The sequence below is a fragment of the Halorubrum vacuolatum genome, from assembly GCF_900188065.1.
Classification (GTDB): Archaea; Halobacteriota; Halobacteria; order Halobacteriales; family Haloferacaceae; genus Halorubrum; species Halorubrum vacuolatum.
On the sequence record NZ_FZNQ01000002.1, the window covers coordinates 258,195 to 272,056 of the forward strand.

The 13,862-nt window shown below is 64.8% G+C and carries 13 protein-coding genes; 6 read left to right on the forward strand and 7 right to left on the reverse strand.

From position 1 onward, the window contains the following. Nucleotides 1-160 precede the first annotated feature (160 nt). Nucleotides 161-1,477, forward strand: a complete 1,317-nt coding sequence (locus CHB65_RS03730; protein WP_089383812.1) for an MFS transporter — start codon at nucleotides 161-163, stop codon at nucleotides 1,475-1,477. A gap of 42 nt (nucleotides 1,478-1,519) precedes the next feature. Here CHB65_RS03730 and CHB65_RS03735 read toward each other — a convergent pair whose 3' ends face one another. Both CHB65_RS03735 and CHB65_RS03740 read right to left on the reverse strand, forming a co-directional pair. Then, nucleotides 1,520-1,963: a TIGR00725 family protein gene (locus CHB65_RS03735; protein WP_089383813.1), complete on the reverse strand. Its 444-nt coding sequence runs from the start codon at nucleotides 1,961-1,963 to the stop codon at nucleotides 1,520-1,522. 107 nt (nucleotides 1,964-2,070) lie between these two features. After that, complete coding sequence (locus tag CHB65_RS03740; RefSeq protein ID WP_089383717.1) at nucleotides 2,071-3,321, reverse strand: MFS transporter; 1,251 nt, start codon at nucleotides 3,319-3,321, stop codon at nucleotides 2,071-2,073. A 127-nt stretch (nucleotides 3,322-3,448) separates the two neighbouring features. Between CHB65_RS03740 and CHB65_RS03745 the strand changes: the two genes are divergently transcribed. After that, complete coding sequence (locus CHB65_RS03745; RefSeq protein ID WP_089383718.1) at nucleotides 3,449-4,108, forward strand: HAD family hydrolase; 660 nt, start codon at nucleotides 3,449-3,451, stop codon at nucleotides 4,106-4,108. Nucleotides 4,109-4,159: 51 nt separating this feature from the next. Here CHB65_RS03745 and CHB65_RS03750 read toward each other — a convergent pair whose 3' ends face one another. Further along, entirely contained in the window at nucleotides 4,160-5,161 is a 1,002-nt protein-coding gene (locus tag CHB65_RS03750; RefSeq protein ID WP_089383719.1) for an acetamidase/formamidase family protein, read from the reverse strand. Between the two features lie 169 nt (nucleotides 5,162-5,330). Between CHB65_RS03750 and CHB65_RS03755 the strand changes: the two genes are divergently transcribed. Continuing rightward, nucleotides 5,331-5,846, forward strand: coding sequence for a metal-dependent hydrolase (locus tag CHB65_RS03755; protein ID WP_089383720.1), 516 nt, complete (start codon nucleotides 5,331-5,333; stop codon nucleotides 5,844-5,846). Nucleotides 5,847-6,079: 233 nt separating this feature from the next. Here CHB65_RS03755 and CHB65_RS17275 read toward each other — a convergent pair whose 3' ends face one another. The 3 genes from CHB65_RS17275 to CHB65_RS03770 form a co-directional block, all read right to left on the reverse strand. Continuing rightward, nucleotides 6,080-6,235 carry a hypothetical protein gene (locus CHB65_RS17275; RefSeq protein ID WP_179213568.1) on the reverse strand — a complete coding sequence of 52 codons (156 nt, stop codon included), beginning with the start codon at nucleotides 6,233-6,235 and terminating at the stop codon, nucleotides 6,080-6,082. Between the two features lie 141 nt (nucleotides 6,236-6,376). Further along, the gene (locus CHB65_RS03765) at nucleotides 6,377-7,615 is read right to left on the reverse strand and encodes a mandelate racemase/muconate lactonizing enzyme family protein (protein ID WP_089383722.1); all 1,239 of its coding nucleotides are present in this window, start codon (nucleotides 7,613-7,615) and stop codon (nucleotides 6,377-6,379) included. 58 nt (nucleotides 7,616-7,673) lie between these two features. Further along, complete coding sequence (locus tag CHB65_RS03770) at nucleotides 7,674-8,786, reverse strand: geranylgeranyl reductase family protein (protein ID WP_089383723.1); 1,113 nt, start codon at nucleotides 8,784-8,786, stop codon at nucleotides 7,674-7,676. 93 nt (nucleotides 8,787-8,879) lie between these two features. On the opposite strand from CHB65_RS03770, the gene purD reads away from it, so the two are divergent. Beyond that, nucleotides 8,880-10,163: a phosphoribosylamine--glycine ligase gene (gene purD / locus CHB65_RS03775; protein WP_089383724.1), complete on the forward strand. Its 1,284-nt coding sequence runs from the start codon at nucleotides 8,880-8,882 to the stop codon at nucleotides 10,161-10,163. Nucleotides 10,164-10,423: 260 nt separating this feature from the next. Then, nucleotides 10,424-10,948 (forward strand): acyltransferase, encoded by a 525-nt coding sequence (locus CHB65_RS03780; RefSeq protein WP_089383725.1) that lies wholly within the window; start codon nucleotides 10,424-10,426, stop codon nucleotides 10,946-10,948. 45 nt (nucleotides 10,949-10,993) lie between these two features. Here CHB65_RS03780 and CHB65_RS03785 read toward each other — a convergent pair whose 3' ends face one another. Further along, on the reverse strand, nucleotides 10,994-11,647 hold the full coding sequence (locus CHB65_RS03785; RefSeq protein ID WP_089383726.1) for a cytochrome c biogenesis CcdA family protein: 654 nt from the start codon (nucleotides 11,645-11,647) through the stop codon (nucleotides 10,994-10,996). A gap of 239 nt (nucleotides 11,648-11,886) precedes the next feature. On the opposite strand from CHB65_RS03785, the gene thrS reads away from it, so the two are divergent. Next, a complete protein-coding gene (gene thrS, locus CHB65_RS03790) occupies nucleotides 11,887-13,857 on the forward strand; it encodes a threonine--tRNA ligase (RefSeq protein WP_179213569.1) in 1,971 nt (656 codons plus the stop codon). The last annotated feature ends 5 nt before the right edge of the window (nucleotides 13,858-13,862 follow it).

The window sequence follows — 13,862 nt, forward strand, 5'->3', positions numbered from 1 at the left end:
GAACACCAACACGAGAAGGGGCCGGCCGGGCCGATAACGCAACCCTATTACTCGGGCGCGACGACGGATCGACTATGTGCTCCTCCGTATCGTTCCGGCCGGGAATACCTCCGATTTCAGCGGCACCGACCGATCCCATCGCGTCCTCCGTCGCGTCCGCATGAGGGAGCTTCTCGGCGTCAACCCACAGGTTCTCGCGCTCGCGTTGGCCCGGATGTCCGAGTCGGTCGGGAACTCCTTTCTCATCGTCGTCCTCCCGCTTTTCATCGCGACGGATTTCATCACGGGCGCGACGTTCGGGCTGACGGAGGTCTTCATCACCGGCTTCATTCTTTCCATCTTCGGGTTCGTAAACAGCCCGCTGCAACCGTTTACCGGACGCCTCTCGGATTCGACGGGGCGACGAAAGGTGTTCGTCCTTTTCGGATTGGTCCTGATCGCGGCCGCCAGCTTCGCGTACTCGCTCGCGACCACCTACTGGCATCTCGTCGGATTGCGGGTGTTACAGGGTATCGCCGGCGCGTTCATTATCCCGACGACGGTCGCGCTCGTCAACGACCTCGCGACGGAGGACAACCGCGGCGGCAACATGGGGACCTACAATACGTTTCGGCTGGTCGGGTTCGGGGTCGGTCCCGTCGCCGCCGGCGGCGTGGTGGCGGCCGGCCCGTACTCGATCCCGTTCGGCGCGTCGACGGTGACGATCACCGGCTTCGACGCCGCGTTTTATTTTGCGGCTTCGACGGCGACGCTCGCGTTCCTTCTCGTGTTGACGCTGATCCGTGACCCGGAAATCGAGCCGAGCGAGGACGAAGGGTCCGTGTATTCTGCCTTCGTCGTCTTCGATAAACGCGGCGAGAACCTGCTCGATCCGGTGTTCGCACTCGGTGCGGTCTCGTTCTTTCTGGCGGTGGGGATCGCCGTCTTCGCCACGCTCGGAGACATCGTCAACACACGCCTCGATCAGGGTCCCGAGATGTTCGGCCTCCAGTTTGCGGCGTTCGTGCTCGCACAGATCCTCTTACAGGCACCGATCGGTCGCGCGACGGACTTCTACGGCAGGAAGGCGTTCATCGTCGCCGGAACGATCATGTTGGTGCCGACGACGCTGATTCAGGGACTGATCCCGGATCTGACGCTGTTTTCGGGGCTCATCTCCGATCCGTGGTTGATGTTCCTCGCGCGGTTCCTGCAGGGCGTGGCGGGTGCGATGGTGTTCGCCCCCGCGCTGGCGCTCGCCGGCGACCTCGCGACGAAGGGCAACTCCGGCACCACGCTTTCGGTGTTGACGATGGCATTCGGCTTCGGCGTTGCGTTCGGGCCGCTTCTCTCCGGGTTTCTCGTTGCATGGGGGTTCGTCGTGCCGTTCGCGTTCGCCGCGGGGCTTGCGGCGATCGGCGTCGCCATCGTGCTCACCCAGATCGACGAGGTGATCGTTCCGAAGCGGGCGATCCCACTCCTCGGCAAGGTCACCTGAGCGACCTCGCTGGTCGTCCCGTTCGCGCATCTATCCTTCGATTTACTCGACCGTCCCTTCGACGTATGCGACCGCGGCCTCCGGGTCTTCGACGGCGACGACGCCAGTGACATCGTGTGTGTCGAGTCCGGCGACCGGCCGGGCGAACGCGAGCGCGAGGCCGATCTCGGAGAGGGTTCCCGGGCCGCCGTCGACCGCGATAACCGCCTCGCCGTTCATCACGACGAGCGCGTTGCGGGCGTGACCGAGACCGGTCGCGATCGGGACGGTAACGTACTCGTTCGCGTCGGCGAGCCGGTCGGTGGGGAGGATCCCGATCGTCCGCCCATTCGACGACGCCGCACCACGACAGACCGCGGTCATGACGCCCCCGAGGCCGCCACAGACCACGGTGTGTCCCCGGTCGGCGAGCAACCGTCCAAGCCGTTCGGCGATCGCTTCGATCTCCGCCGATGCCGTGCTTCCGCCGATGACGCTGACGCGCATGCCTCGATATCGACGGAAGGGATGATAAACCGGTGCGGGTAGGATGGCGTTGAACCAGTGGCGTCGAACACGATCGGTGACATCGAAGGTCCGATCGAGGCCGGTCATCAACGTTCGACCGAGGTCAGCGGCGGTAAGACGATACACAGGAGGATCATCACCCCGCTGGCGCCCGCGAGCAGCCAGAACGCCTCATCGAAGTAGCCGGCATCGCCGAGCACGCCGATGAACAGCGGGCTCGTCGATCCGAACAGGATGTAGCCGGTCCGCAGGATGCCGAGCCCGGTTCCGCGGATCTCCTCGGCCAGGGACTCGGTCAGGTAGGTGAGCGCCAGCACCGCTCGGCCCAGCAGGCTACTTAATGCGACTGTCATGGCGAGGAGTGGCCAAAACCCCTCGATAGTGGGCAGGAGTGCAAGCGCGGCCGAGATAAATATCAGCAGGACGAAGAGGGTGCGTCGCTCGCCGAACCGGTCGCCGGCCATGCCGATGAGCGGCTGGATGACGATCCCGCCCGCGAAGAAGACGGCAAACAGGAACGAGGCGTCCCGCGACGATAATCCCTTGATCTCGATGAGATAGGTCGGATAAAAGCCCGTAAACCCCTGATAGGTAAACGAGCCGAGCATCTGAATGGCCGCGATAACGAGGACGGAGCGGACCGCAAGCAGCGAGAGGACGTGTCGTGCGGACTCCAGCGAGATCGACTGGATCGGGGATTCGCTGTTTCCCGCGGCCGAGCCGGTCACCCGCCATGGAACCACCCGCCAGATCGCCACCGCGACGAGGACGAAGAGCGGAATAAAGAGCAACGCTCCGGCCTGCCAAGCGACGACACCGGCGATCACGCCGACCACGAACGGGAGGATCGTGTTCCCGAGGTTCCCGGTGGCCTGTGTGATCCCGATCGCCGTACCGGATCGTTCGGGGAACACGCCCGAAAGCAACGGGAACCGGGCGGGACCATACAGCGCGGTGCTTGCGCCGAGAAGCGCCGTGGTGGCGAACAACAACGCCGCGGTCGGCGAGATAGAGACGAGCAGGATCATCACCGCGGATCCACCCGTGCTGATGACCAACACGAGTCCGGGACCCCAACGATCCGCGAGGAACCCACCGGGGAACTGGCCGACCGCGTAGGCCATCCACAGGACGGTCAACAGCAATCCAGCCGTCGAGAGATCAAGCCCGAGATCCGCCCGGACGTGTGGAAGGATGACGGGATAGCTGAGTCGCACCCCCATCGAGAGAAACCAGCCGAACGCGATGGCGACGAGGATCCGACCGCGACCGTCCTCACGGAGATAGCCGACGGTGTCGCGGAGTTCGGCGACATAGCGGTCGAACAGCGCCTGCATTGATTTCGACCATCTCTTGGAAGGCAAGAAAACCGAGCCCTCCGGCAAGGGAGTCCGGCAGCGGGCTGTCGAAGGGTGGCACGGTTCACGGTGAAACCCTTTTAAATACGCGGCGTGTGTGAAGCATATGACCTACGATACCGTCGTATTCGACAACGACGGTGTCCTCGTCGGTCGCACGCGATTCGGCGTCCTCCGGGAGGCGACCCGGGAGACGTTTAAGAAGTTCGGCGTGACCGACCCGGACCCGGACGACGTAAAGCGAATGACCATCGGCGCGACCCCCGGCAGCGTCGGGACCGTCTGTCAACGGTACGACTTCGATCCCGGCACCTTCTGGCGAACCCGCGACAGCACCGTCTCGAAGGCCCAACAGGTCGAAGCCCGCGAGGGACGAAAGACCCCCTACGACGACCTCGACGAGCTGGAGAACCTCGAGGTCGAGATGGGGATCGTTTCCTCGAACCAGCAGGAGACGATCGATTTCATCGTCGATCACTTCGACGGCTTCGATCTCTTTGGGGCCGCATATGGCCGGGAACCGACGATTCACAGCCTCCAACTTCGCAAACCGAACCCGCATTACATCGAGCAGGCGCTCGCGGACTTGGATGCGGAGAACGCGCTGTTCGTCGGGGACAATGAATCGGACGTGCAGGCGGCACACAACGCCGGCATCGACTCCGCGTTCATCCGCCGGCCCCACCGCGATGAGTGGGAGCTGAACGTCTGGCCCACGTGGGAGATCGACTGTCTCGCCGACCTCCACGACATCTGCACGCCGTAAAAGCCGGAAGCTGCACGGCATAAAAAAAACCGAGGCGGCGTCGGTGCCCGCCTACTCGGGGAAGATGCTGTCGGCGATATAGGCCGTGACGATCCAGTTCGGCGCGTCGACGACCTCGCTGACTTTCAGGTCCATCGCGGCCGAACAGAGGATGTACGCCTCCCCGCGGGTCAGTCCCCGGTTTTCGGCGAGATGGTCGATCATGTGTCTCGTCGCCTTCTTCGTCGCGTCCATCAGGTCGTCGCTGATCCCAGTCGTTGCGTACATCGGTTCGTCGTGGCCGGTCGGCGTGAACGGCCCGGTCGTCTCGAACTGCGGCTGTTCGATCGACATGTCCTTTCGTACCGAAAACCGTGCCGTCACGAACATCGGGGCCTCGATCCCGGTCACACAGACCTCGCCGTCGCCCTGTGCGGCGTGGCAGTCCGCGGTCGAGAAGAGCCCGCCCTCAACCTCGACGGGCAGGTAGACGGTCGATCCCGCGGTCATGTGTTTCACGTCCATGTTGCCACCGGTCGAAAGCGGCGGAAGTGTCCCATGTTCGCCGTCCTCGCCGGGTGCGACGCCGATCACGCCCGGGAAGGGATCGAGTGGCACCTCGATACCGTTCACGAAGTGGCCCACGTCGCCCTGGAGATCCCAGATGTGGACGTCGGCGTCGGGGAAGTCCTCGGGGAGGAGCCCAAGGCCCATCTCGCCGGGCATAAAGCCGGTGTAGCCCCAGCCTTTGTGCTGGAAATCGAGGAGGTCGACCTGCAACACGTCACCCGGCTCCGCACCCTCGACGGCGACCGGGCCGGTCAGCGGGTGGACGGGGTCGAAGCTTACGTTGCCGAAGTCCTCAGCGGTCGACTCCACGTCCAGCTGTCGGTCGACCGCGTCGCGACACTCGAACCGGACGACGTCACCGTCCTCGACGGTGAGCACCGGATCGAGGGAGTTGTCCCACACCCGGTGGATGTTCTCCTCGGCGTCCGAGAGGTGATGGTCGATCGTGTACTCCCGGCGTGCCGGCTCGCCGTCCGACGTGCCGTGGGATTCGTGGTGTGTCATGCGTTCACAGTCAGGTCGGCCATCAGTATAAATGCGCACCTCGCGGGCGGTTCCGCCGGAGGGTCGCTCTCGGCGAGGGATCCCTGCGTGAGGCCTGGTCCGGAAGCGAGAACGTTTAGGTTGGTCCGCCCGGCCGCTTTTGTACGGCCGTCGTGTAGCCGCCGCACGGATGAATCCGGTCGTTCACCCCGTCGTCGGCTATCTCTGTTATGCGGCGTACGCCCGCGTCCGTCACGGCCGTCCGCCCGACGGCGCCCCGGCGGCCGTCGCGATCGTGGCCGCGGCGATCCCCGACCTGATCGACCAGCCGCTCTGGCTACTCGGGGTGACGCCGGTCGGGCGAACGATCGCACACTCCCTGTTTGGTGCGGCCGTCGCGGTGGCGGTCGCGGTCGCGGTCGCCCGGCTCCGCGGCCGGCCGGAGCTCGGCGTCGCGTTCGCGGTCGGCTATCTGTCGCATCTCGCGGCGGACGTCCCGTGGCACGTGCTGGCGGGCGACTACGACGAACTCGGGTTTCTGTTGTGGCCCGTCACCCATATGCCGCCGTACTCGGGCGTGAAAGTCCTCGGGGAAATCGGCGGGGTGGCGGTGACGACGCTGTGGCTGGAGATCGTGATTTTCGTGGTGGGTGTGGCCGTCTGGGTGCGTGATGGCAAGCCCGGACTGGGGCTGGTTCGGCGGTGAACACTGAACCAGTCACATACCGGTGACACGGTCGCGAAAGACCTCACCCTCCCCAGCCGCCACCCGACGGTCTCCACGTTGCTCCGTCCGTCGGGGTGGACCCTCGCGGGCCGCTCGCGCCCTTATTACGGCGCGAGCGGGCGCGCCGGAGGGGCGTGGAACAGTCAGCAAGGGGACGCTGCAGCGCGGTCATTCGCAGCGATCACATTCGGAGCGATCACATTCGGCGTGGGTTATTGGATCCGATCGAGGCTGTTGGCGATGGTTGTGAGGAGGTAGATTCCGGCGAGGGCGATACCAACCCAAAACCACGTGACGAGGGTCCCAACGTCGTCCGATACGCCACCGACGAAGATCCCGATCGCGAGACAGCCTCCGAGGAGGGCCAATACCGGAACTCCGTGATTGGCGGGCGTGTTGGGGGACATACCGTCGCGCTTGTTCACGTCGCTATTGACGTTTTTGTTCCGGAACGTCGACCTCCCCTCGAAGAAATACCGCGAATCCAAGATTCGCTGGCTTGACGAGCCTTATGGCTCGTCAAACAACTCCTCACCGTCGACCATATGCGCCTCGACGACGTCCATATCGAGGGTCAGACCGAGACCCGGCTTTTCAGGAATTTCGATGTATCCCTCCTCGATGACGTCCTCCTCGACGAGGTCTTCCCACCAGCCGAGTTCATACGAGTGGTACTCGACGGCGAGCGAGTTGGGGATCGCGGCACCGACGTGTGCGGCCGCCATCGTCGCGATCGGCGAGGAGACGTTGTGCATCGCAACGGGCACGTAGTACTGGTTGGCCACGTCGGCGATCTTTCGGGTCTCACGCATCCCGCCGACCTTCGGCAGGTCGGGCGCGATGATGTCGACCGCGCCGTTCTCGATGAGTCGCCGCTCTTCGGTGACACGATAGCGGTTCTCCCCGACGGCGATCGGCGTCGTCGTCGACTTCGTGACCTCCTCTTGCACCTGCAGGTTCTCAGGCGGCACGGGGTCCTCAAGCCACCAGACGTCGTACTCCTCCAACGCGGCCGCCAGGCGCTTCGCGGAGCCACCGGAGAACGTCCAGTGGCAGTCGAACGCGACGTCGGCCTCGTCTTTCACACGCTCGGTCACCTGCTCGACGATCTCGGCTTTATGTCGGATCTCGCCGGGGCGAAGGTGTCGGTTCGCGCGATCCTTCTCCAGCCCGCTCGGCACGTCGAGATCGAATTTCAACGCGTCATAGCCCAACTCGTGGACCACCCGCTCTGCCTCATCGGCACACGCCTCAGGATCGGCTTCCTCCTCCGTATGACAGTCACAGTACACCCGCATGCGGTCTCGATATTTCCCACCGAGCAGCTGATACGCCGGGACGTCGAGGATCTTCCCCGCGAGATCGTGCAGCGCGACCTCGATCCCCGAGATGGCGGTGACGGTGACGCCCTCGACGGAGCCCTCACCGGACATCTTCTGGATGAGGTGTTCATAGAGCCGGTCGATATCGAGCGGGTTCTCGCCGACCACGAACGGCTTCATCCGTTCGATGAGTTCGGGAACGCCAGCACCCCAGTACGCCTCGCCGGTCCCCACGATCCCGACATCGGTGTACACACGAACCAACGTCCACGGGAAGTTTCCATCCACCATGGTCGTCTGCACGTCCGTGATCGCTACGTCGCGTCGGCCCCCGCGAGCCCCGGTGACGCCCATCGTCTCTGCGGAGAGTTCCCGCATCGTATACTCCGCGTTCGGATCGTGTAACGACTCGTAATCCCGGCTCATAGTGAGGACTTATTTCGAATCATAGTAAACATTTATGCTCGTCACCGGAGGCGGTTGCTCACGGAGCCCCGTCGGACGGCGGATCGCCGCGCGAGAACAGCCGTGACAGGTGCTCACGGGAGAAGAACGAGCTCGGTTCGTCCATGTGGACGCCGATCTCGCCCGAAAGCGCCCATAGACCGAGTCGTTGGACCGGTTCCGGAAGCGAGTAGCAGCGGCGGATCGCCGCGCCGAGACGGATCTCGGTCGCTAACTCCTCGCGCCACCCCTGCTCATACGCCTCCAGCGAACGTGGCTCCAGCGGATCGATCCGCTCCGCAGCGATGTCGGCTGCGGTCATCCCGTAGCGGATCCCGCCGCCCGTAAACGGCTTCGTCTGCGCGGCGGCGTCGCCGACGAGGAACGTGCGGTCGCTCGTCGTGCAGGTCGGCGGCCCCACCGGAATGGCGCCCGAACAGAACCGGTCGGTCGTGACGTCGTAGGTTTCCGTGAGCTGATCGAAGAGGACGTTCACGTCCTCGCCGGGCGGGGCGGCCAACCCGTATTCAACGCCGGCGTCCCCCCGTGGGATCCGCCACGCGAAGAAGGTCGGCGCAGTCAGGTGGACATCGACGAAGTCGCCGTGATCGGGCGACTCATCGAACGCTAACACCCCGTGAAGGGTCTCGGACGGCTCGCCCAGCCCGACTGAGCGTCTCACACGGGATGTCGGTCCGTCACAGCCGGCAACCAGCCGGCCGGTAAAGCTCTCCGTGCCGCCGTCGGGGACACGCACCTCCAGTTCGACGCGGTCGTCGTGCTCCGTCACATCGAGAACGGTGTGTTCCTCGCGGAGGTCAGCACCCGCCTCGCGGGCACAGCGCGCGAGCGTTCGGTCCAACGCCACGCGGTCGATCACGTTCGAGACCTCCTCGCGCTTATAAAACGGATAGGCTGTCGAGTCGGGGCCGCCGGTGTGGAATCGCGCGCCGAACACCCGGTTTTGCAGCAGCTCGTCGCGGGCATCGTCGGGGACGAACTCCCAGACGTCGGTGGAGACGTGTCCGGAGCAGGCGAGCGGCCTACCCACCTCACCGCCCTCTAATAAGAGTACCTCGTGGCCTCGCTCCGCCGTTCGTCGGGCGAGCCGTGAACCCGCCGGCCCCGCGCCGACGACGACGATGTCGTACATGTCCAAACTGATCGGCCCGCACAATATAAGGACACTCGATCAGGAACGACGGAGACGGTAAGCTTTAGGCGGCTATGCGCGCTCGGGTCGCGTATGACGGAGACCGTACTACTCGTGGGCGGCGGCGGTCGAGAACACGCCATCGCCCGGTCGCTCGCGGACGACTGCGATCTGTACGCCTGTGCGAGCAACCGAAACCCCGGTATCCGAAGCCTCACGGACGGCTTCGAGGTCATCGACGAGACGGACGCCCGATCGATCGTCGACTTCGCTGACGACGTCGGCGCGATGCTGGCGGTGATCGGACCGGAAGCCGCACTCGCGGCGGGCGTGGCGGACGCCCTCGACGATGCCGACGTCTATACCTTCGGTCCCCGCGAATCAGAGGCGCGCGTGGAGACCGACAAGGCGTACCAGCGACGATTCATGCGGGACGCCGACATCCCCGGCTGCCCCGACTTCGAGACGTTCGACGACATGGAGGCCGCCTGTGCGTATATCGATTCGTATGACGACGACCTCGCGGTGAAGCCCGCCGGATTGACCGGCGGAAAGGGCGTGAAGGTGATCGGCGATCAGGTGACGCCCGAGGAAGCGAAGACGTACCTCCGCGAATCGGATTACGACCGCGTCGTTCTGGAGGAGCGCCTCGTCGGCGAGGAGTTCACCATTCAGGCGTTCGTCGCAAACGGCGAGTATCGGCTGACACCCGCCGTGCAGGACCACAAGCGGGCGTATGTGGGAGATGACGGTCCCAACACCGGCGGAATGGGATCGTACACGGACACGACCGATCACCTGCCCTTCATGACCCCCGACGACTACGACGCCGCAGCGAAGGTGATCGACGCCGTCGTTGACGCCCTGCCGGGGTACAAGGGGATCCTGTACGGACAGTTCATGCTCACCGCCGAGGGGCCGAAGGTGATCGAGTTCAACGCGCGCTTCGGCGACCCCGAAGCGATGAACACGCTCCCGGCGCTTGAGACCCCATTTATTGAGGTGTTGACCGCCGCTCGCGACGGAGATCCACTCCCGTCGCTGGCGTTTTCCGGCGAGGCCACGGTGTGTAAGTACGCGGTTCCGGACGGCTATCCGACGGACCCTGATTCGGGGGCCCGCATTACCGTCGATGAGGAAACCGTCGGCGACGCGCTCCTCTTCTATGCGAGCGTCGACGAGCGTGAGGACGGGCTCTATACGACGACGTCACGGGCGTTCGCCGTCGTTGGGATGGGCGAGTTGATCGCGGCTGCCGAGGAACGGGCGGAGGCGGCGCTCGCGGCCGCGGGAGACGGCGTCAGGATCCGACACGACATCGGGAAGCCGGATCTCGTCCAAAGCCGGATCGACCACATGGACGAGATCCGCCGCTGAAGCGGGAGACGGGAACTGTCGGTGAGCCGGCTTCGGCACGAATGACCGATAACGCCGAAGACGATCCGGGGTTGTTCCCATGTTGATTGCGAACAGGCGATGATGGAACCGATCCGCGTCAATCGATCCGCGTCGGGTCACCGCACGACCGCCTCGCCCGATCGCGGGCAACAACTCAGGGCATACCCTGGGGTGGAGCCGTCACCCTTGAAAAAGTGTGACGCCGACGTTTATATCCGGATAGGGCGAAGCGATACGGTGTGACGGATGAACGAGTCAACTCCGAACCTCGGCGGGAGCGATTAGCGCGCCATACGACACCCGGTCGTCGAAACTCGCTCTGGTCGTGGCCGACGGCGAAATCGCCGCTCACGATCGTCCGCAACTACATCGTGATCGTGCTCGCGCGGATCAGCCCCAGTCTCCGGCTGAAAAACTGGCTGTTGGGTCGGATCGGCGTCACCGTCGGAGCGGGGGTCGCTTGGGGGCTCGAATCGACGCCGGACGTCTTCTGGCCGGAGCGGATCACCGTCGGCGACGACGCCATTATCGGGTACGACGCAACGCTGCTCTGTCATGAGTTCCTCCAGGACGAGTATCGTCTCGGCGACGTCGTGGTCGGCGAACGGGCGATGATCGGCGCGGGCGCCATCGTCTTACCCGGGGTCCAGATCGGGGAGGGTGCCCGGGTCGCCGCGAACTCGCTCGTCGCCGAGGACGTCCCGCCGAACACGACGGTGGCTGGCGTTCCCGCGGAGGTCGTCTCCCGGGCGGACTCAGAGTGAGCGTGCCGTGCGAAGCCGCCGTCGACGGGCTCGTGGACTCGGCGTTCAGCCGAACGCGACGTAGAGCTGTCCGGCGCCGGCGAGGGCGATCAGGATCCCGGAGAGCCGGACGAACCGTTCGACACCGCCGGCGACCCGTCCGGCGGCGAGCCGGTGGCCCATCGCGGTGGTGACCGTCGCCGCGAGCATGAGGGTGGCGAACGCGCCGGCGTAGCTCCCGACAACGAGAAACGCTTCGCCGGGGGCAAACGAGAGCGACTGCAGGACGATGGCGAGAAAGAGCGGAAAGACGCATGCGGTCGCAGCGATCGCGTAGACGGCTCCGAAGACGACGAAGCCGAGGACGCTCGACCGCCGCCGTGGGAGCGCGACGTGAAGCGGCAGGGATCCACGGGAGAGGACGATGATTCCGAGTACGATGAGCGCGACGCCGACGACCGCCTCGACGGTTGGGAGGATCGCCCCCAGCGACTGGCCGACGGCGACCGTGATCGCGATGCCGACCGCAAAGACGGCCATGACCCCAACGGTGGCGGCGAGTCCCCGGGCGACGACCCCGGCGTTCGAGGGGCGCTCGTCGCCAGTTGCGGCCACGTAGTAGCCGACATAGCCGGGGAGGAGCGCATATGCACACGGCGCGAAGAACGTGGCGACGCCCGCGCCGACCGCGAACGCCACGCTTGAACCGACGCCCGTCATGGACCGAACCACCTCACACGGATTTCCAACCGGCCGGTCACGGCGCGGGTCGGCCGAGCGCTCCAATGTCGACCCATTGCTCGACGCACGAACGAACCGAGGCCCCAGTCGGTCGCCGAGTCGGATCCCTTTCGTGACGGAGGTGGGGTAAACCGCACGATAAGTGGGGTTTGCGATAGCGACCGATAAACCTGTCCGGCGTTCTCACCGACACGGAGTCCCGTCATCAAACAACACTTATGCCGCTCGTCCGGCTTTCCGGTGATATGAGCGAGACCGACGCGCAGGCCGAAGTGACGGTCGTCCTCCCGGACGGGTCAGAACTCTCCGTTCCATCGGGTTCGACCGTCGAGGACGTCGCGTACGAGATCGGCCCCGGCCTCGGACGCGACACGGTTGCGGGGAAGATCGATGGGGAACTCGTCGAGCGGCACGCCACCGTCCACGACGGTGCACGGATCGAGATCGTCACTGACCAGAGCGACGAGTATCTTCAGGTGCTTCGTCACTCCGCCGCACACGTCTTCGCACAGGCGCTCCAGCGGCTGTTCCCGGAGGCGACGCTGACGATCGGGCCGTACACCGACGAGGGGTTCTACTACGACGTGACCGACGTCGACCTTGACGAGGACGACCTCCGCGAGATCGAATCGGAGATGGACGCGATCATCGAGGCGGACTACGACATCGAACGCGTCGTTCGGTCCCGTGAGGACGCCCTCGAAATATACGCGGACAACGAATTCAAACGCGAGATCCTCGACGAGGAGGCGGCCGGCGAGGAGGTCACCTTTTATAAACAGGACGGCTGGCAGGACCTCTGTCGGGGGCCACATGTCGAATCGACCGGCGAGGTCGGCGCGGCGAAGCTGCTCGAGGTGTCTGCAGCCTACTGGCGCGGCGACGAAGAGAACGAAACCCTCACGCGGGTGTACGGGACGGCGTTCGCCTCCGAAGCCGACCTCGAGGAGTATCTCGACCTCCGCGAGCAGGCGAAAGAGCGCGATCATCGAAAGATCGGCCAGGAGATGAACCTCTTTTCGATCCCGACGGTGACGGGGCCGGGGCTGCCGTTATATCACCCGCCGGGCAAGACAGTCCTCCGCGAGCTGTCCGACTTCGCGAACGAGCTGAACCGCGAGCACGGCTACGAGGAGGTCGAGACGCCACATCTCTTCCGGACGGAGCTGTGGAAACAGTCGGGCCATTACGACAACTACCACGACGACATGTTCATCCTCGACGTCAACGACGAGGAGTACGGCCTGAAGCCCATGAACTGTCCGGGCCACGCGACGATCTTCGATCAGCAGTCGTGGTCCTACCGCGATCTGCCGAAACGCTACTTCGAGAACGGGAAGGTCTACCGGAAGGAGCAGCGTGGAGAGCTCTCGGGACTCTCCCGCGTCTGGTCGTTCACCATCGACGACGGGCACCTGTTCGTCCGGCCGGATCAGATCCGCGCGGAGATCGAGTCGGTGATCGAGATGATCTTCGAGGTCGTCGAGACGCTCGGATTGGAAGTCGACGTCGCGCTCGCGACGCGCCCGGAGAAGTCCGTCGGCGGTGACGAGATCTGGGAAACCGCGGAGGAACAGCTCCGGGAGGTGTTGGAGTCCGGCGGCTACGACTACGACATCGAGCCGGGCGATGGCGCCTTTTATGGCCCGAAGATCGATTTCGGCTTCGAGGACGCGCTCGGGCGGGTCTGGGACGGCCCGACCGTCCAGCTCGATTTCAACATGCCGGAGCGGTTCGAGCTGACATACACGGGCGAGGACAACGAGGAACACCGTCCGGTGATGATCCACCGCGCGCTCTACGGGAGCTACGAACGCTTCTTTATGGTGCTCATCGAGCACTTCGACGGCAACTTCCCGCCATGGCTCGCGCCCGAACAGGTCCGTGTCCTTCCGATCTCGGATGCGACGCTCGGCTACGCACACCGCGTCCGTAACGCGCTCACCGAGGCCGGGATCCGCGCGGAGGTCGAGGACCGCGACTGGACGATCGGGCGAAAGATCCGCCAGGGACACGACGATCGGCTGCCGTACATGGTCATCGTCGGCGATGACGAGGCGGAAGCTGGTACCGTCTCCGTACGGGACCGGTTCGAAAACCAGCAGTCGGACGTCGACCTCGACGAGTTCGTCGACCATCTCGTCACGGAGTACGAACAGCGACGGACGGAGCCGACGTTTATCCACTGAGCCCA

Excerpts from the sequence above, each read along its gene's own strand:
- CHB65_RS03730 (WP_089383812.1), top strand. The coding sequence starts at position 161 with ATGAGGGAGCTTCTCGGCGTCAACCCACAGGTTCTCGCGCTCGCGTTG.
- CHB65_RS03735 (WP_089383813.1), bottom strand. The coding sequence starts at position 1,963 with ATGCGCGTCAGCGTCATCGGCGGAAGCACGGCATCGGCGGAGATCGAA.
- CHB65_RS03740 (WP_089383717.1), bottom strand. The coding sequence starts at position 3,321 with ATGCAGGCGCTGTTCGACCGCTATGTCGCCGAACTCCGCGACACCGTC.
- CHB65_RS03745 (WP_089383718.1), top strand. The coding sequence starts at position 3,449 with ATGACCTACGATACCGTCGTATTCGACAACGACGGTGTCCTCGTCGGT.
- CHB65_RS03750 (WP_089383719.1), bottom strand. The coding sequence starts at position 5,161 with ATGACACACCACGAATCCCACGGCACGTCGGACGGCGAGCCGGCACGC.
- CHB65_RS03755 (WP_089383720.1), top strand. The coding sequence starts at position 5,331 with ATGAATCCGGTCGTTCACCCCGTCGTCGGCTATCTCTGTTATGCGGCG.
- CHB65_RS03765 (WP_089383722.1), bottom strand. The coding sequence starts at position 7,615 with ATGAGCCGGGATTACGAGTCGTTACACGATCCGAACGCGGAGTATACG.
- CHB65_RS03770 (WP_089383723.1), bottom strand. The coding sequence starts at position 8,786 with ATGTACGACATCGTCGTCGTCGGCGCGGGGCCGGCGGGTTCACGGCTC.
- purD (WP_089383724.1), top strand. The coding sequence starts at position 8,880 with ATGACGGAGACCGTACTACTCGTGGGCGGCGGCGGTCGAGAACACGCC.
- CHB65_RS03785 (WP_089383726.1), bottom strand. The coding sequence starts at position 11,647 with ATGACGGGCGTCGGTTCAAGCGTGGCGTTCGCGGTCGGCGCGGGCGTC.
- thrS (WP_179213569.1), top strand. The coding sequence starts at position 11,887 with ATGCCGCTCGTCCGGCTTTCCGGTGATATGAGCGAGACCGACGCGCAG.